A 19,314-nucleotide genomic window follows, 5' to 3' on the forward strand; every position below is an offset into this window, starting at 1 on the left:
GTCGCGCGTTGCCTCAGCAAGGTATGATTGACATCCTGTCTTATGGTATACCATCATGCCGGAAACGGAATCACAGGAGCTTTGCGATGCCCTCCACCATCCGTAAAACACTGCTGCATGTCGAAAACACGCTGATCGAAGGTGGCAAAGCCGCCGAGCGCCCTTTGACCTTGATCGCGGCGGTTGCCGTCGTCACCAATCCCTGGGCGGGCCGCGGCTTTGTCGAAGATCTTCGTCCGGAGATACACGATTGTGCTCCGGGGCTGGGCCACATGCTGACCGAGATGATTCTCGAGGCGGCCGGCGGCGGTGACCGGGTTGAAGCCTATGGCAAAGCCGCCGTTGTCGGAGTGAATGGCGAGGTCGAGCACGGGTCGGCCCTGATCCATACCCTGAGGTTCGGAAATGCCTATCGCGAGGCGGTTGGTGCAAAATCCTACCTTGCCTTCACCAACACGCGCGGACCGGCGAATGCGGCCATGCAAATTCCCCTGATGGACAAGAATGATGGTGGGCGGCGCAGCCACTATCTGACCATCCACCTGCAGGTCGCCGACGCTCCGGCCCCGGATGAGATCATGATCGCTTTGGGCGCCTCGATCGGAGGGCGCCCGCATCACCGCATCGGAGATCGGTATCAGGATCTGAAGGATTTGGGACATGACGTCGACAATCCGGCAGCTGTCTGAACCATTCGGGCGTCTTGGCTTGCGCTTCGCCGGCCCCCCCGATGGCGAACCTCTGGTCCTGTTGCACGGGGTCGGTATGCAGTCGGAGGCCTGGGCGCCGCAGATCGATGCCTTGTCCGACTTGCATGCGGTCTACGCACTGGATCTGCCAGGGCATGGCCAGTCCAGCCCGATCGCTGCAGGGGCGCAGTTACCAGCATTTGTGGAGTGGCTGCGGGCGGTGCTGGACGCTTTGAACCTGGATCGCGTGAACCTTGTCGGTCATTCGATGGGCGCACTGATTGCCGGCGGGTTTGCGGTCGAACATCCCGATCGGGTCCGGCGCGTCGCCCTGCTGAACGGAGTGTTCCGGCGGGACGACCAGGCCCGGGACTCTGTGCTGGCGCGCGCCGGCTTGATCAGCGCCGGAAGGTTTGATCTGGAAACTCCACTGCAACGCTGGTTCGCAAACGGTCCGACCGACCGCGCCGCTCGGGACAGAGTCGCCGCATGGTTGGCCGCGGTCGACATAAACGGCTATGCGACGGCCTACGATGCCTTTGCCCGGGGCGACATGGTCTACGCTGATCGCTACCCTCAGATCTCTTGCCCCTTGCTGGTGTTGACGGGTGCTGAGGATCCGAATTCCACACCCGACATGACCCGCGCCATCGCCGCGGCCGCCAAGGGGCAGGCGGTTATCGTCGAGGGTCATCGGCACATGGTGAACCTTACTGATCCAAAGACTGTCAACGCGGCCCTTGTTCAATGGCTGAAGACCCCAACGCACGAAAGGTCACCCGTATGACCGATTTCGACCCTCGCGCCCTGCGCAGCGCGTTCGGAACCTTTCTCACCGGTGTCACGGTGGTCACGACCCATGACGAATCCGGCCGACCGATCGGCTTTACCGCCAATTCCTTTTCCTCGGTTTCGCTGGACCCTCCGCTGGTCTCGGTTTGTCTTGCCAATACTTCCAGCAATTTCAACACATTCTCTGAAGCCGCCGGTTTCGCCGTCAACATCCTGTCGGAGGATCAGATCAGCGTTTCGAACACCTTCGCACGCCCTTCACAGGACCGGTTTGCCGATGTCGAGTGGAAGCCCGGACCCAACGGCGCACCAATCCTTGACGGGGTTTCCGCCTGGTTTGACTGCTCGGTTTTCAAGACAGTCGAAGCCGGCGACCACCTGATCCTGATCGGTCGGGTCGAGGCCTTCGACCACTCGATCGCACCTGGCCTGGGCTATGCGCGCGGCGCCTACGTGACGCCTGCCGCCGAAGCCCGGGCGCTGAACCGTCGCGCGGGCGTCGTGGTTTCCGCGCTGATCGAGCGGGACGGCCAGATTCTGCTGCTGGACGATGGCAACGGCGGACTGACCATTCCGGCAACCGAGGACATGGCGAACGGCGCCGATACTGCGCTGGCCCAGCTGATCGCGGGATGTGGGATCAAGGCAGAACCGGGCTTCATCTATTCGGTCTACCAGGACAAGTCGCGACGACAGCATATCTCGTTCCTTTGCCAAGCCGAGGACGGCTCCCCAGCCAACGGGGCTTTTACGCAAATCGTCGAGTCGACGCTGATGGATGTCGCTGACCCAGCCATCTGTACGATGCTGGAACGTTTTGCCCGAGAAAGCCGTTTGGGCAATTTCGGCATATACTACGGAGATGAAACCAGCGGACGGGTCAAACCGTTGGTTCGGGGGAGTTGAAATGAAGTTCTCGCTGTTTGCGCATATGGAGCGGATTTCGCCAGAGCAGGACCAGAAGCAATTGTATGACGAGTTCATCCAACTGTGCAAAATCGCCGACGACGGAGGGATGCATGCCGTCTGGACAGGCGAACACCACGGGATGAACTTTACAATCGCGCCCAACCCTTTCCTCAGCCTGATTGACGTGGCTCGGCACACCCGGAATGTCCGGCTGGGCACCGGCACCGTGATCGCGCCCTTCTGGCATCCGATCCGTTTGGCAGGCGAGGCCGCGATGACGGACATCATAACCGACGGTCGGCTGGATCTGGGCATTGCCCGCGGTGCCTACAGTTACGAATACGAACGTATGATGCCTGGCATGGATGCGTGGGAAGCTGGGCAGCGCATGCGCGAACTCATCCCTGCAGTGAAACAGCTTTGGCAGGGAGACTACGCCCATGACGGCGAATTCCACCAATTTCCCAAGACCACCTCGTCGCCCCTGCCCCTGCAACCTGGTGGGCCGCCCATCTGGGTGGCGGCACGCGACCCCAACAGCCACGAATTCGCCGTAGGCTCAGGGTGCAACGTACAGGTCACGCCATTGTGGAACGGCGACGACGAAGTCATCGACCTGATGGCCAAGTTCAATGCCGCCTGCGCAAAGTTTCCTGACATGCCGCGCCCCAAGATTATGTTGCTGCGCCACACTTACGTGGCCGAAGATCAGAACGACGTAAAACAGGCCGCCATCGAGTTGAACCGGTTCTACTGCTATTTCGGCGCATGGTTCATGAACAAGCGTGACGTTACCCAGGGGCTGATTGCCCCGCTGAGTGATGCCGAAATCGCCAAGCATCCGTTCTATTCGCCCCAGAACATGGAGCGGGACCTTGTCATCGGAACAGCCGATACCGTGATCGACCGGCTTCGGAGATGCGAGGAACTGGGGTATGACGAGTATTCATTCTGGATCGACTCCAGCATGCCGTTTGAACGCAAAAAGGCCTCGTTGGAGCGTTTCATCAAGGATGTGATGCCGGCCTTTCAATAGGGGAATTCGGGATGCAACGGTTTCAGAACTATATCGGCGGCACTTTCCGCGATGGCGACACCTGGTTCGAAAGTGTTGATCCATCCACAGGTGAGGCTTGGGCGCAGATGCCCGCCGCCAGCCAAGCTGATGTGGACCAGGCCGTGATGGCAGCGGACAAGGCTTTCAGATCCCCGGAATGGGCGTCATTGACCGCAACCGCGCGGGGCAAGCTGCTATACCGGTTGGCAGATCTGATCGCTGAAAACGCACCCAGACTGGCCGAGCTGGAAACCCGCGACACTGGAAAAATCATCCGCGAAACCTCGGCGCAGATTGCCTATGTTGCGGATTACTATCGTTACTACGCGGGCCTCGCGGACAAGATCGAAGGCGCCCATTTGCCCATCGACAAGCCAGATATGGAAGTTTGGCTGCGGCGAGAACCCGTGGGGGTTGTCGCGGCGATCGTGCCCTGGAACTCACAATTGTTCCTGTCGGCGGTCAAGATCGGCCCGGCCCTAGCGGCCGGTTGCACAGTGGTGCTGAAGGCCTCGGAAGTGGCCCCTGCCCCAATGCTGGAGTTCGCGCGGATCTTTCACAAGGCCGGGTTTCCCGAAGGCGTTCTGAATGTTCTGACGGGTGGGCCCGATGTCGGCGCTGCCTTGACCCGGCACGAAAGAATTGCCCATGTCGCCTTTACCGGTGGGCCGGAAACGGCTCGGCATATCGTGCGAAACTCGGCCGAGAATCTGGCGTCTACCTCTTTGGAGCTGGGTGGAAAGTCGCCCTTTATCGTGTTCGAGGATGCGGATCTGGACAGTGCGGTCAACGCTCAGGTTTCCGGAATTTTCGCGGCGTCGGGTCAAAGCTGCGTTGCCGGGTCGCGGCTTGTGGTTCAGGCATCGATCAAGGACGCGGTCCTGGACCGTCTGCGGCAAAAGGCCGAAGCGGTCGTGATCGGCGCACCGGATGATATGGCGACCGAAGTCGGGCCCCTGTGCACGCAGCGGCAGCAGAATTGGGCCGCCGAACTTGTCGCCCGGTCGCAGGCCCAAGGCGCGCAATTGATCACCGGGGGCCAGCCACTTGATCGCGCGGGATTCTACTTTCCACCGACCATTCTGGATTGCAGTCGGGCGCGCGATGCTGATTGCATGACGCGCGAATTCTTCGGCCCCGTCCTGTCGGTCGTTTCCTTCGAAACCGAGGATGAGGCCATCGCGATCGCAAACGATACCCGGTTTGGCCTGGCCTCGGGCGTGTTCACGCAAAACCTCACGCGGGCCCATCGGATGGTTCGGTCAATCCGAGCCGGCATTGTCTGGGTCAACACCTACCGCGCAGTCAGTCCGATCGCTCCGTTTGGGGGGCATGGATTGTCGGGGCATGGGCGCGAGGGCGGGCTGCAGGCTGCATTGGACTACACCAAAATCAAGTCCGTTTGGCTGCGCACCAGCGACGACCCTATTCCTGATCCTTTTGTCATGCGCTGACCCGCCGGCCACCTCGAAATGCGTAAAACTCGGCAGGAAACTCAGAGACCACGAAACAGATCGGCTTGGCAGTAGCTTGCCCACCGTTACACACTGCGCATCCCGGTTGCAGCGTATTCGAGTTGCAAAACAAGGGTTCAGATTCCACAAGCCGATTTCGAATAGTGCGTGAGGTTCACCGCGCCCGAATTCACTTCGCTCTGCCCGATGAATGGACAGGCTGACTATGGTCATCTGGTGATCGATTGAATTCGGGGGGCTGGCTTGTCAGGTCGAAGTCGCTGAAACTGTTCCTGGGATCGTTCCGAAACCACGGCTCCTTCCAAGAGAACTGCACCGTTTCCATTGCCCGGCGCCGGGTCAGGTTTCCGACGCAGCGGTGGTTGCGGATTGGAAGGCACTGGTATCCACGTGGCGGCATCCCGATCGACCTGTCTTGGCAAACAGGCGCGGGGTCTGCGTTTGGTTAACCCTGAACAGAAGCAGCCTTACTTGGTGGCGCTGACATCTCCGGGGATGCACCCACGGGCGCAGAACCTCATGTCGCTGGGCGCAACAGACCAAACGTCAACATCATTCGGCGGCTTGTTCTTGAAGTCGATATCAAGGCAACTTGCGGCCTTCGGAGTGTAGTACTTGTTTCTGGGGTCGACATTGCCGAGTTGGTCAAACCCGGAAATTAGACGCATATTCGGTCCCCATCTTTCGCCATGCAGTGTCAGATTGGAGTAATAAGCCATCAGCTTGATCGATTTACCCTGCGCGAACATCTTGTAGGTCATCTGGACCCCGCCGATTGTCTTGTCGATCGGCCCCTGTTCCAACCCGGAACCAATCGAGATGACCCACCGGCGCTTGAGCGGGATGGAAATATCAACTCCGTCTTCACTGCATTCCAGCAATTTGTACGAAAAAATGTTCAGCACGGCGTTTGTTCTAATCGGGTTCGTGTGAAGCCTTAGAACGCTGTAAACCGGCTTGATGGTGGCACTTTGAATCGGAGCACCGTTGACGACACAATTTTTCTGCAGCACCGCAAGTTCCGTCAGAACCATGTCCGAAAAGGACGACGCAAAACCACCCTCCAAAGACTGCGCCATAAGCGCCGACATTCCGGGGGCCTCCAAAACCCGCGTGGAGTCTCCGTATTCACGGAAAAGTTCAACGGGATTCAAGGAAACCAACTGACGGTCAGCTGAAAACAGCAGGTTCTCAGGATCATTTTCATCCACGATTTGATGATACTGAAAGGTAAACAACTCGGTGCCGCCGGAGTACTGCGGTATCCCATCTTCAAATTTTACGGTTCCGTCTTCGGACAAAATCTCCTGGGCCTTTGCTGGTCCGTGGATTGCAAGCGCCATCGCTGCGCCAAGAATTGAAACGCCTAAAGCCTTAAGTCTGAACATGATTATCCCCAGTTTTTTGATCTAAAAATCGAAACAATGCCATCAAACACTATCAAATTTTCGTATATGTTTCAATAATCGCACCTTTCGGCAGTTCGGCTGAAGTTATGTCCAGACCAAAAACCTGGCGTAAAAACTGCGTCGAACCGGGTGGTTCACTTCATTGCGACTTCGGACTGCGCATTGCGCAAGGCCGCCTCGACCCGGTCGGTGAATGGGAGCTGGTACCGGACACTCCAGGATTTCTCACCCGCTCGCACAAGTTCGATCACCTTCAAGCCTTCAGCGATCTCTCCGGCCATCAAGTGCGCGTCTGCGAGCAACGTCTGAGCGTAGAGAACGATCTGAGTTGAACCTGTATCAACATAGGCGTCGATCCCGGCCGAGATCTCGGCGATCCCCTCGGCAGGGTGACCTTCTGATGCCCGCGCCCAGCCGTGCAGGATGCGGCCCCAGGCATCCCAGTAGTGGAACTCCCGTTGCCCACTGATCTCGAGAGCCCGGTTGACCATATTCAGCAATGCACTTGTGTCGCCCAATATCTGATAGATGGTCGCCAGGATGTTCAGCCCGTAGCAACGCGTGAAATCGTGTGGTTCACGACTGATCCGCTCAGCCAGTTCCGTTAGCTCGGCGCGAAACGTTTCGCCGTCTCCGCTTTGCAGCGCCACGGCCCAGCACCGCATCGCCTGATCAACCAAGTATATGTCTGCCTCGTGATAATTCAGCAGATCGTCCGGATCAGTTGCCCCGCGTAACGCAATCGCTCGGTCGAAAGCAGAAATGGCGACCTCCAGACGGCCGAGCATGAAGTTGCTCATGCCGATATTGTGCGCCGCGAGCGCCTCCATCGTCGGGTTTTCCGCGCGCCGTGCGACCTCCTCCAGGTAATCACACAAAGCCAACGCGCCCCTCGGATCGCCCAGAGTCAACTGAGCACCGAACTGCACATGCACGGCCAGAAACGCATCCGTCACACTGGCGGAGGAACGGTCAAGCAGGTGGCGGAACCGGTCCAGATTGGCCAAAACCTCTTTCGACCCGAACGCCCTGGTACTGAGGGCCACGTTCAGCATCTTGCGCAGCGAAATCTCTTCTCGATCCCGTTCGGGGCTTGGGGTGATTTTGTCGTTCTCGGTCAAGGCTTCATTGAGATGGTGGATGGTTTCTTCGTTGGCAAATCGCTCGCCCGAGATGACTGCCGCCCGGCGCCACGCGTCCCGGGCCTGTTTGGGCATGTCCGCGCGGGCATAGTGCTGGGCCAGCAATTCAGGGTTCTGACCCACAAGGTCACTGAACGAAGTGTCGAGGACCTCGGCGATCCGGCTGTGCACCGCCCGCGCCCGACTGGGCAACATCAGGTCATAGGCCGCGTCCCGTATCAAAGCGTGGCGGAACGCATAGGCACCTCCCATATTGACCCCGCGCCGCACCAATATTTGCGCTTCGACCAACTCGTCCAACATGCGCAGGGTTGCCTCGTACGATTGACCGCTGACCGAACTGACCATCGCAGGCAGGATGTTGCGGTCAATGGCGGCGCAGACCGGCACGATATCGCGGGCCGTGCTCAGCCGGTCGAACATGGCCCAGAACAGTTCCTTGAGCGTCGATGGCAGTGCCTGTTGCATCTGCATTGCGGACGCGTCCGTCTGGTCGAAGAACCCGTCCTGGATCATTCGTGCCATCTCTTCCGCAAACAGAGGGACGCCATCCGTCCTGTTCGCGATCCGGTCTTTCATGGTCTGTGTCACTTGCTTGGAATGCAAAAGCGCATCCAGCATCTGGTGGACGTGGTCCCGGTCGAGGCGGGAAATCGTCAGCGGGACGACACCCTCCCGGCCTTCCCACGGTGGATGGTAGGACGGGCGGAACGTGCACATGATCATGACGGGCATGGACCTGAAGCGCTCGATCAACAAAGCGATGATTTCCTCAGTCGAGGGATCGATCCAATGCAGGTCTTCAAACAGCAACAGAACCGGTCGATGCCGCGCCAGCGCAGCAACGGTCTGCACCAAGGCCTCCTGAAACTGCTGCTTGAGCCGGTCAAAGGGCAGTTTCAGCAGGTCTTCCTCGGCCTCCACCGGCAACGACATGGCATAGGCAAACAAAGGAAGATAGTCTTCCGGAACCTCCGACCATTCCTGAAACAGTTGCCTGAGTTTGCGCAGCTTCCGCTGGTCGGAGTCGGTTCTGCGGAAATCGGCCATGTGGCTGATCCAGCTGAGAACCGGGAAATGGGCACTTCGCTCGTGGTTGGGCGAGCATTGGAACCCAAGCCGCAGATATTGTTGCTCTTCGAATCCGCGGGTCGCTTCCTCGACAAGACGCGATTTTCCGATGCCGGCCTCACCGGAAACCATCACCGCCTGCCCTTCTCCATTCAGTGCGGCCTGCCAATGCTTCTTGATCGTCGCGACCTCATCGACCCGGTTGACGAAGGGCGAGCCTTGAACTCCGGGACGCGCCTGAAACCGCAGCATCGGCTCTTCCGCACTCAGAACTTTCCAGATGCCGATCGGGTTCTCAAACCCCTTGAGGCTTTGCTTCCCCTTCCACTCGCAGCGAAAGTTGCTCCCGATCAGCAGCTTGGTGTGCTCGCTGATGGCGACCGTCCCAGGGTCCGCCAGTTCCTGGATACGGGCCGCCAAATTCGGCACCTCACCGACCACCAGACCTCCCAAAGTCGAGTGATTGTCAACCACGGCTTCCCCGGAAGAAATCCCGACCCGAACCCCGATGACCTCACCCTTGCCGTGTTTGATACGACCAATGGAGCCGCAGATTTCCAGTCCGGCGGCAACAGCCCTTTCCGCATCGTTCTCTTCGACCGTCGGATAACCGAAATAAGCAACCACTCCATCTCCGATGAATTGGGCAATGTGCCCCTGGTGCCGGGTCACGACATCAAAACAAAGGGCTTGATAGTCGTGCAGAACGGAGCGGTACTCCTCAAGATCCAGATGACTGGACAATTCAGTCGATCCAACGAGATCGACAAAGACCAAAGTCAGATACCTGCGCTCGGGGACACCCTCCAATGCCGTGGGTTGAGGCGCGTGAGGCCCAGTTTGCGATGACGTGAGAGCATTCTCGGAATGTGAAACGCCACCTTGATCCGAGCGAAGCGCCTCGATCGCCCGCATCATGCGTTTGCGATCCCCGAGGTTCAGTCCAAGCTCGACCAGGTCATTTTCTGTGAGGGTGGCAAGAACATCCAATTCGATCGCGTTCGAGGCGAACACACCATGGTACTTCTCAAGGGAATACTTCTCCAACCACGCCTTGATGTCAGCCATCTTCAGTCCTCGGTCGAAATTACTTCAATGTGCTTTGCCTTTTGTCCAATCGGCGTCAGTCAGAGAGACCTGGTTTCTGACGAAGCTAAAATATGTCCGACCGTATGCCGGCCCTTATAGTCAGCGCGTTGCGTATTAATTGCCAATGCAATGCAGAACGCCCGCATTGTCGCCCCAACACGAACCTATCCCAAGTCGGAATTTGCGTCTACTGGCTGGCAAAATGCACCTTCGGGCCAAGCGGGATTCAATCAAGAACGCATCCAGCCAGAATTGGCCCAGCCGACGTTCACACTACCCAAGTTTCAGTCTGTCTCTCCGCTACTCATAGCGGTGGCGGTTCGGCGTCAAAATGGTCAAACGCCGGCGTATTGGAAACAAACCGAGCGTCCGTCATAATGATCATAATTATGCCTTTTTGCATACTACAGGGGAAGTTGCGGAAAGGTACCTGTTTACAGGAAGGTTTGGCCGGTGGAAGCACAGGCCAAACCAATGGTTAAAAATGGTCAGCCCAAATGCTCAACTAGCCGTTCCAACAACCGCGCGGCTTCGTCTACGCTCAGAGTCCGGCCGCGAAGATGTATCCGCAATTCGCCCGCCGATACCTCTGCTCGCAATTCTCCGCCTTTGGGCAGCGTCTGAATAGGCAGCCGTTGAATCTGTTTCGGGCGGCCCCCACGCGGCTTTTCCTGAGTCGGTGCAGGCGCGTCTTTCAACGCAGCCTCTATCACGGTCAGTTCCGATTTCGGGTCCGTGGCCTCACCCCGGGACAAGGCCTCCCTCAGCTTGGCCTGCGCGCCATCCCGGATAGCCGCGGCAATCCTGAGACCTGCCTTTTCCGACAACGCAACCGGGTACTGCAGTAAGTCGCCCAAGGCTTCGTGAACCACGGCAAAGCTGCGGACCTTGGACCTTTTGGCCTTGGAGGCTGCGGCGAACAGAACATCCACGGCGGCTTCGGTCGACGGGAACACACCCTGCCCCACAGCGAGGACAGCGATGCGCCCACGTTCATACGGGCTGAGGTTTGATCGAAGTTCGTTCTCCTCGACCATCGAAACATACGCGCCCTGCCCTGCGCCAGCCTGCCGCACGAACGCAGGAATTTGGGCGAATTTCGGGTCCCCGCCGGCCAAGCGTCGGAAGGCGTCCAACCGGCGATAGCCCGAAATCAGACCATAGCCATCCCCGGTTTTGGTCACCTCGATCGGCGTCCGCAGCCCGTTGGAGCGCAGAGATTCCAGTAGTTCGAACATTGCCTCTTCGTCATCGACCATGCGGTCGCGCCGCAAGAAATCGGCGTCGATCTGATCGATGGGCACCATCTCTGCGACCAAGCCCGCGTCCTGGGCATCCCGCCAACGCGCAGCGTCGCCTTGGTCTTTTGCAAGGGTTGCGCGGTCGGTCACTGCTGTCATGCCATTCAGCGTCGCGGCCTCGGCCGCGACCTGCGCAATTGGCGGAGTTGACGGGTTGGCCTCGAACGGGCTGATCGAGGGTTTCGCGGCGAAACCAGCCTCGAGTTGTTCAAGTTCCGCCGCATCCGGCGCCGTCAGTCTTCTGCGTTTAGCCATCTGCCTGTCCTCCCATCTGGGCGTCGCGCCACCAACACCCGATCAACACTTCTTTGAATTCCGCGTAAGTTCGATCGAAGGTTTCTCGTCCCCGGACATAGGTGTCGCGGTTAAAGTCACGGTAGTCCGCTTCATAGATTCCGTTCACCTGTTCTCCGGCCTGCCCCACCAAAGCGGTGTAATCCTGCCGATAGGCGTTCATGAAGTCACCGAAATACGCCTGGATCACGTTTGCCATGTCCGTCTGCTGACTGGCGTCGAACCGGGTGATGATCGCGCGCACGACATCCCATTCGAACTTGAGTTCGGGCAACCCAGCTGCCCTTTGTGCCGCGTTCTCGCCATCCTCGATACTGGCGAATGTGGTGTAGAGCATGTCGAAGAAGCGCCCGGTGGAATCAAATTCCAGGAATGAAGCTCCGAGCGGCACCAGCAAAATGTCCGCTGCGGCCAGCGCATTGATCGTTAGGTACCCAAGTGCAGGAGGAGTATCGAGGAACACGATGTCGTAGTCATTCAATACGGCCTCGTCCTGCAAAAAGTTGGTGAGCCCGTCCCACAGCGGCCAACTGCGAAGGCCCATCCGCCAGACCGGGATCTGAAATTCAGCCCAATAGAGGTTCAGTTGAGCACCAATGAGATCAATGTTGGGCCAATGGGTCTTCTGGATGACATCTTGAGGTTGGGTTCTCAGTGCCTCTTGCAGAGTTTCATCCAATGGGATTTCGGGTTGACCGGCAGCGGCGCGGACCCTGTTCTCTTCCTGAACCGCGCGCGCATAGTCTTTTGCGATCAAGGGGAAGACTGTCTGCCATTCATCCGCGACGCGACCACCCAGGATCGACGTCATGGATCCCTGGCTATCAAGATCAATCACCAGCACTTTATAACTGTCCAACGCGGCCGACATTGCCAGATGAGCAGCGGTGGACGTCTTGCCCACGCCACCTTTGAAATTGGCAACGGCAACAACTTTTGCCGGCAGATTTTCCGGCCGGTAGGGCAGGTATTCCTTGGTGCTTACACCTTCGGCCGCGAAATGGCGCCTCAAGGTCAGAACTTCTTCGAGGGTGAACCATTTCGATCCTGCTTCGCCTTCGCCTTGCGGGAGGTCAGGATTTGCCTTGAGGACGCGGCGCAGGTGGGCCGGAGCCACCGGGATCAGGTATTTGGTAATCTCCCAAATCGAAAACCGGCGGAGGCGCTTTTCGCCATCGGGCGCATACCCGCGGCGGGCTAGATCTTCGCGCCCTTTGGCACAGAAGGTTGCAGCTTTTGCGAATCGTGATGTCCCGATAGGATCGGGTAACTTTGATGCAGCCTTGGCCGGATCCAGGTTGAAGTACGGCGGTAGAGCAGGTTGTTTAGATTTTGTCACTGTCGATGCCTCGAATAATGTTCGCCTTTCCGGCGTATATCAGGAAATGTACCGAACATTTTCCTTCTGCGCTATCCTCGAAAGAGCAGTTTTCCACAGAAGAATGCCGAAGAGTTCGGTTTCGCGACGAAACCGGCATTTATTCTCAGAAAAGGGCACACCAAAGAGTTTATTTTCTTTAAGGGTTTTAGATTCTTTGACGACAGAAAACATAAATAAATCATATATTTGTTGTCGCATCGGCACCCGGATACAGGACCAAGGGTTCCTGGCTTCGGGTTAAAAGGGACCTTTATACAGGATCAAAGGGTCCCGAATCCGGGGAGAAGGGCACCGATTCGCGGTTCGGCTCTATCGTGGGCTATTTAGGGTCTAATCCAAGTGCGTTGATCGCCGCCTACGCGGGTCACGACTCCAAGTGTGAAACAATTGGCCCCGGCTTCTGTGGATAACTGGGTCGCCGATTCGGATAGGTACCTGTCTACGGGATTCGCTCCATCCTGTATATGGGGACCCAAATTCAGTTGATCCATGGGTACCTTTTGTGTCACAAACTTTGGAAACGAGCAGCCGGGCAGAATCATGCCGGATACACAACTGGACATGGATCACCTCTCAGGCGCTTTGCGTCGGGAAACGGTGAAAAAAAATGTGGCCGCGATCCATATCAGCGGCAAGCTGACGCTGTTGCAGCGAAAGCTTTCCAATGTGTTGCTTCTCAATGCCTACGACTCACTGACCACGGCGCAGACCCATACGATCGATGCCCGCACCCTGGCGATGATGGTGGGCTACAACTCGAACGACTTCGACACATTGCGCGCCAGCCTGAGAGCGCTTGCCGAGACAGTGGCCGAATGGGACATGCTCGATGAAAAAGGTCGACAAGAGTGGGGCGTGTCGTCCTTGCTGAGTTTCGCCAAGCTCAAGGGCGGGATCTGCGAATATGCCTATTCTCCGGCCTTGGCGCAGAAGCTGTACGATCCGAAGATCTATGCGTTGATCAATGTGCATATCCAGCGCAATTTCAGCTCGGGGCACGGGCTGGCCTTGTATGAAAACTGTTATCGTTTCGTCCGTACCGGGTCGACCGGGTGGTGGACGCTCGAGGTGTTCCGCAAGTTGATGGGTGTGGACGGCAGCGACTATTACACGAGCTTCAAACACCTGAATGCCAAGATCATCAAACCCGCAGTGGTCGAGGTGAACAAAAGCTCGGATATTCTGATCGAGCCCGAGTTCCGCAAGAAGGGCCGCAGAGTCACCGACATTCGGTTCCTGATCAAGGCGAACCCGCAGAAGGCAATGTTCGAGATCGACGACAGCGATGGGGTGCGCAACCTGGCGGTCTACAAAACCTTGCGCAAACAAGGGGTGTCCGATCGGCTGGCGCGTCAGTGGATATCTGAGCATGGTGAGGATTACGTTCAGCAGAAGCTGGACTATGTAGCCGGGCAGGGGGACGTGAAATCAACGCTGGGATATCTTTCGGCCGCCTTGCGCGATGACTACAAGGCCCCCGCGGCAGAGACAGTGAAACCGCCCAGTCCCGAGGCGCTGGCCGCAGCCAAGCAGCGGGAGGAAGAGAAGGCACGCGAAGATCAAGCTTATGCCGCGCGGGTGGCAGAACGTGCTGAGCGTGCCCGCAAGCTGGCCATCGTCGAAGATCTGGTTTCGCGGCGAAACCCCACTCAACGGGATGCCGACAAACGCTTGTTCATGTCGACTTTGTCGGACGAGCTAGACCGAGAGAATTTCCGGCAACACGGATGGCGATCAGGTTTGAACGCCAACGCCATTTTCGCCTTTTGGGAGGAGTTGGAGCCCGATGCGTTCCAGACGGAAACCCCCGCCTGAGGCTCAGGCGGGGCAGGGGGCTTATTGATTCTTCAGTGCATTTTGCAGCGCATCCCCAATCGCGCTGTGCTGCGCATTATGGGCAGATTTTGCGCGTTGTAGTTTCGGGACGCCTTTATTCTTTTCGCGCGTGTTCTGGCCTTTGACGTCGCGATCTTGCCTTGCAGAAGCCCCGCCATCCTTGCGCATGCTCAGCCCGATCCGCTTGCGAGGCACGTCCACTTCGACCACACGAACGCGCACGACCTGACCAGCCTTGACCACCTCATGCGGGTCTTTAACGAACCGGTCGGCCAGCTGGCTGACATGCACCAGCCCGTCCTGATGTACGCCGATATCGACGAAGGCGCCAAAGGCAGCGACGTTGGTCACGGTGCCTTCCAGCATCATGCCGGGTTTGAGGTCGGTGATCTCCTCGACACCTTCCTTGAAACTGGCGGTCACGAAGCTGGGGCGCGGGTCGCGGCCGGGCTTTTCCAACTCGGCAAAGATGTCGCGCACCGTGGGCAGGCCGAAGCGGTCATCGACGAACTGTTCGGCGCGTAGACCACGCAGCGCACCGTCATTTCCCATGATCTGACGGATGTCGCGGCCGCAGGCCCGCACGATGCGGCGGGCCACGTCATAGGCCTCGGGGTGGACGGCCGAGGCGTCCAACGGCTCATCCCCGTCGCGGATGCGCAGAAAGCCCGCGCATTGTTCAAAAGCGCGGGGGCCGAGGCGCGCGACCTTCAGAAGATCCTGCCGCGACCGGAACGCGCCGTTCAGGTCGCGATGCGCAACGATGGCTTCGGCCAGACCGGGACCCAGGCCGGAGACATGGGCCAGCAGCGGCGCCGAGGCGGTGTTCAGATCGACGCCCACGGCGTTCACCACGTCTTCGATCACTGCCTCCAGAGACTGGCTCAGCCGGTGTTGATCGACGTCGTGTTGATACTGGCCGACGCCGATGCTCTTGGGTTCGATCTTGACCAGCTCGGCCAGCGGGTCCTGCAGGCGGCGGGCGATCGATACCGCGCCACGTAGCGAGACATCCAGATGGGGAAATTCGCGCGCGGCCAGTTCCGAAGCGGAATAGACCGAGGCCCCGGCCTCGGACACCACGACCTTGGTGGGGGCCCGCACCCCTTTGGGTTGCAGTTTCAGCGTGTCGGCCACCAACCGCTCGGTCTCGCGGCTGGCGGTGCCGTTGCCGATGGCGATCAGTTCAACCTTGTGGGTGGCGATCAGGTTCAGGATGGTGGCCTGTGCGCCGCGCAGATCGTTCATGGGTTGGAACGGATAGAGCGTGTCGGTCGCCACCAGCTTGCCCGTCGCGTCCACCACCGCGGCCTTGACGCCGGTGCGGATGCCCGGGTCCAGCCCCAGAGTGGGGCGAGGTCCGGCAGGGGCGGCAAAAAGCAAGTCCTTGAGATTGCGTGCAAAAACCTGAATGGCCTCCTCCTGCGCGCGGCTGCGCAGATCGGCCATCAGCTCGACCATCATCGACAGCGACAGCTTTACCCGCCAGGTCCAGCCTGCGGCCTTGCGCAGCCAGGCATCGCCCGGCCCGTCGCTGCGCGTCTGCAGATGGGCGGCCACGATCGCCTCGGCCCGGGCGGCGCCGGTTTCCGGGTCGGGGGCGATGTCCAGCGTCACGATCCCCTCTTTCGAGGCGCGCAGCATCGCCAGCGCCCGGTGCGAAGGCACCTTGGCCCAGGGCTCGGCATGGTCGAAATAGTCGCTGAACTTGGCGCCTTCCTGTTCCTTGCCCTCGATCACCTTCGAGGTCAGCAGCGCCTCGGCCTGCATGAAGCTGCGCAGCTCGCCCAGAAGGGCGGCGTTTTCGGTCAGACGCTCGGTGATGATGTCGCGCGCGCCATTCAGCGCGTCCTTGGTGGTGGGCACGGCCTCGGTCACATAGGCCTGGGCCAGAACTTCGGGGTCGGCGCTGCGGTCGGCCAGGATCGCGTCGGCCAGCGGCTCCAGCCCGTTTTCCCGCGCGATCATCGCCTTGGTGCGACGCTTGGGTTTGTAGGGCAGGTAGATGTCTTCCAGCTGTGCCTTGGTTTCGGCGCGGGCAATGGATTTGGCCAGATCGTCGGTCAGCTTCCCTTGATCCTTGATCGATTTCAGGATCGTCTCGCGCCGCGCCTCAAGCTCGCGCAGATAGGCCAACCGGTCGGACAGGGTGCGCAGCTGGCTGTCATCCAGCCCGCCCGTCACCTCTTTGCGGTAGCGCGCCACGAAGGGCACGGTGGCGCCTTCGTCCAGCAGCTTGACCGCTGCGTCCACCTGTTCGGGGCGGGCATTGATTTCCGTGGCGATGGTGCGGGCGATACGGTCCAACGGGGCCTCCTTGATCTCGGGTTGGAGAACCGTCTTAGCCAGCGCCCGCGCCAAGGGAAAGGCGTCGCGTATCGTCGGCGGGCTGAAAATACGGGCATATGCGCGGTTTTGCGCAAACTGGGTCAAAATGCGCATTCAGTTGCGATTGATCCCGGGCCCCGGGTGATTTAAGGGAAGCCCTGTCAAATCAGAGTCACCCCGGAGCGGAACAGCATTCACGCTCCTCGCACGCCGCGCCGCACGCGGCACAACTCTCGGATCGCACGCCCCTGAAAGGCTTAAAAAAGGTAAGGGAACATGGCAGAAAAATCGAACTTCGACATATTGTATACCATCGTAGACGAAGCGCCGGAGCTGGCCAGTGCCTCGTTCCTGCCCATCATCCGCAAATTCGCCTCGGCCGCGGGCGTCAGCGTTGGAACCAAGGATATTTCGCTGGCCGGGCGCATCATCGCGGCCTTCCCCGAAAACCTGACCGAAGAGCAGCGTCAGCCCGACGATCTGGCCGCCTTGGGTGAGCTGGTGAAAACCCCCGAGGCCAACGTGATCAAGCTGCCCAACATCTCGGCCTCGGTGCCGCAGCTGGTCGCTGCCATCAAGGAACTGCAGGGGCAGGGCTATGACATCCCGGACTACCCCGAGGATCCCAAGACCGACGCCGAGAAAGAGATCCGCGCCCGCTATGACGCGATCAAGGGCTCGGCCGTGAACCCGGTTCTGCGCGAGGGCAACAGCGACCGCCGCGCGGCCAAGGCGGTCAAACGCTATGCGCAGCAGCATCCGCATTCGATGGGCGAATGGACGGCCGACAGCAAGACCAAGGTGTCGTCGATGCCGGGCAATGATTTCTATGCCAACGAGAAATCGGCCACCATCACTGCAGACCAGGCCGGTGACGCGCGGATCGAATTCGTGAGCAAGGACGGTGGTGTTACCGTCCTGAAAGACGGCTGGACGCTGGAAGAGGGCACCGTTGCGGACGCCACTTTCATGTCAGTCAAGGCGCTGTCGGAGTTCCTGGATGCCGCGATTGAGGACACCAAGAAAGACGGCACGATGTTCTCGCTGCACATGAAGGCGACGATGATGAAGGTCAGTGACCCGATCATTTTCGGCTATGCCGTCAAGTCGTGGCTGGCGCCGGTGTTCGAAAAATTCGGCGACCGCATGGCACAGCTGGGCGTCAACCCGAACTCCGGCTTGGGCGATCTGCTGAACCGCGTCAAGGACGATGCCGAGATCATGGCCGCGATCGAAGCGGTCAAGGCCGAGCGTCCCTCGATGTACATGGTCGACAGCGACAAGGGCATCACCAACCTGCACGTGCCGTCGGACGTGATCATCGACGCCTCGATGCCGGCCGTGATCCGCGCGGGTGGCAAGGGCTGGGACGAGAGCGGCAAGAAGGGCGACACCAACTGCGTGATCCCCGACCGCTGCTATGCGCCGGTCTATGACGAGACCATCAATTTCTTCAAAGCCAACGGCGCGCTGAACCCGGCGACCGCCGGTTCGGTGGCCAATGTGGGCCTGATGGCCCAGAAGGCCGAGGAATATGGCAGCCACCCGACCACATTTGAGGCGCCCGCCGACGGCACGATCCGCATCGTTCTGGCCAATGGCGAAACCCTGCATTCGCATGAGGTCGAAAAGGGTGACATCTGGCGCGCTTGCACCGCCAAGAAAGCCCCGATTGAGAACTGGATCCAACTGGCGATGGACCGTCAGCGTCTGACCGGCTCCGAGGCGATCTTCTGGCTGGATGCGAACCGCGCCCATGACGCCGAGCTGATCAAATACGTCAAGCCGGCGCTCGAGGCTGCGGGCGTAGCCGACAAGTTCCTGATCCTGGCGCCGCGTGAGGCGACCCGCAAGTCGCTGGGAACCATCACCGCCGGCAAGGACAGCATCGCCATCACCGGCAACGTGCTGCGCGACTATCTGACCGACCTGTTCCCGATCCTCGAACTGGGCACCTCGGCCAAGATGCTGTCGATCGTAAAGCTGATGAATGGCGGCGGCCTGTTCGAAACCGGTGCAGGTGGCTCGGCGCCCAAGCACGTTCAGCAGCTGGTCGAGGAAAACCACCTGCGTTGGGACTCGATGGGCGAATTCTGCGCGTTGGGTGAATCGCTGAATTTCCTGGCCGACAGCCGCGGAAACGCCAAGGCCGCCGTTCTGGGCGCTGCGGCCGAGGCCGCAACGCAGGGCATCCTGGACCACGACCGCTCGCCCAGCCGCAAGGTTGGCGAGCCGGACAACCGCGACAGCCACTATTGGTTCGCCCGATACTGGGCCGAGGCACTGGCCGCGCAGTCGGATGATGCTGAACTGGCCGCGCATTTTGCTCCGATCGCCAAAGAACTGGCGGAGAAGGAAGAGCCGATCCTCTCCGAACTGCTGGCCGCTCAAGGCAAACCTGCAGATCTGGGCGGCTACTACCACGGCGATCGCACCAAAACTGCGGCGGTGATGCGCCCCAGCGCGACACTGAACGCGATCATTGGCTGAATTCAGAAGGCCGGGCGAATGAGCCCGGCCTTTTTGTTTCGTCGGATCAGG

The 19,314-nt window shown here is 59.4% G+C and carries 12 protein-coding genes and 1 pseudogene; 8 read left to right on the plus strand and 5 right to left on the minus strand.

Annotated features, from left to right (window positions below; genetic code table 11):
* Positions 1–86 precede the first annotated feature (86 nt).
* From ACR0LD_RS17025 to queF, 6 genes and pseudogenes are all read left to right on the plus strand, one after another.
* Positions 87–689, plus strand: a complete 603-nt coding sequence (locus tag ACR0LD_RS17025) for an amino acid synthesis family protein (protein ID WP_170367443.1) — start codon at positions 87–89, stop codon at positions 687–689.
* Positions 661–1,476 (plus strand): alpha/beta fold hydrolase, encoded by an 816-nt coding sequence (locus ACR0LD_RS17030; RefSeq protein ID WP_480638153.1) that lies wholly within the window; start codon positions 661–663, stop codon positions 1,474–1,476. Before ACR0LD_RS17025 ends, ACR0LD_RS17030 begins: the two co-directional genes overlap by 29 nt.
* Entirely contained in the window at positions 1,473–2,387 is a 915-nt protein-coding gene (locus ACR0LD_RS17035) for a flavin reductase family protein (RefSeq protein WP_480638155.1), read from the plus strand. Before ACR0LD_RS17030 ends, ACR0LD_RS17035 begins: the two co-directional genes overlap by 4 nt.
* Before the next feature lies 1 nt (position 2,388).
* Complete coding sequence (locus tag ACR0LD_RS17040; protein WP_480638157.1) at positions 2,389–3,426, plus strand: LLM class flavin-dependent oxidoreductase; 1,038 nt, start codon at positions 2,389–2,391, stop codon at positions 3,424–3,426.
* Between the two features lie 11 nt (positions 3,427–3,437).
* Entirely contained in the window at positions 3,438–4,901 is a 1,464-nt protein-coding gene (locus tag ACR0LD_RS17045; RefSeq protein WP_480638159.1) for an aldehyde dehydrogenase, read from the plus strand.
* A gap of 93 nt (positions 4,902–4,994) precedes the next feature.
* A pseudogene (queF, locus tag ACR0LD_RS17050) lies at positions 4,995–5,371 on the plus strand (preQ(1) synthase).
* An 18-nt stretch (positions 5,372–5,389) separates the two neighbouring features.
* Here queF and ACR0LD_RS17055 read toward each other — a convergent pair.
* From ACR0LD_RS17055 to ACR0LD_RS17070, 4 genes are all read right to left on the minus strand, one after another.
* Entirely contained in the window at positions 5,390–6,310 is a 921-nt protein-coding gene (locus tag ACR0LD_RS17055) for a hypothetical protein (protein WP_480638161.1), read from the minus strand.
* A gap of 155 nt (positions 6,311–6,465) precedes the next feature.
* On the minus strand, positions 6,466–9,612 hold the full coding sequence (locus tag ACR0LD_RS17060) for an adenylate/guanylate cyclase domain-containing protein (protein ID WP_480638163.1): 3,147 nt from the start codon (positions 9,610–9,612) through the stop codon (positions 6,466–6,468).
* A 509-nt stretch (positions 9,613–10,121) separates the two neighbouring features.
* Positions 10,122–11,189: a ParB/RepB/Spo0J family partition protein gene (locus tag ACR0LD_RS17065; protein WP_480638164.1), complete on the minus strand. Its 1,068-nt coding sequence runs from the start codon at positions 11,187–11,189 to the stop codon at positions 10,122–10,124.
* On the minus strand, positions 11,182–12,567 hold the full coding sequence (locus ACR0LD_RS17070) for an AAA family ATPase (RefSeq protein ID WP_480638166.1): 1,386 nt from the start codon (positions 12,565–12,567) through the stop codon (positions 11,182–11,184). Before ACR0LD_RS17070 ends, ACR0LD_RS17065 begins: the two co-directional genes overlap by 8 nt.
* A gap of 582 nt (positions 12,568–13,149) precedes the next feature.
* On the opposite strand from ACR0LD_RS17070, the gene ACR0LD_RS17075 reads away from it, so the two are divergent.
* Entirely contained in the window at positions 13,150–14,424 is a 1,275-nt protein-coding gene (locus tag ACR0LD_RS17075; protein ID WP_480638167.1) for a replication initiation protein, read from the plus strand.
* Positions 14,425–14,445: 21 nt separating this feature from the next.
* Here the strand turns inward: ACR0LD_RS17075 and ACR0LD_RS17080 are convergent, their stop codons facing one another.
* On the minus strand, positions 14,446–16,887 hold the full coding sequence (locus tag ACR0LD_RS17080; RefSeq protein WP_480638169.1) for a Tex family protein: 2,442 nt from the start codon (positions 16,885–16,887) through the stop codon (positions 14,446–14,448).
* 162 nt (positions 16,888–17,049) lie between these two features.
* On the opposite strand from ACR0LD_RS17080, the gene ACR0LD_RS17085 reads away from it, so the two are divergent.
* Positions 17,050–19,263, plus strand: a complete 2,214-nt coding sequence (locus ACR0LD_RS17085) for an NADP-dependent isocitrate dehydrogenase (protein ID WP_170367452.1) — start codon at positions 17,050–17,052, stop codon at positions 19,261–19,263.
* Positions 19,264–19,314 lie beyond the last annotated feature (51 nt).

This window comes from Ruegeria sp. BF8, from assembly GCF_056538625.1.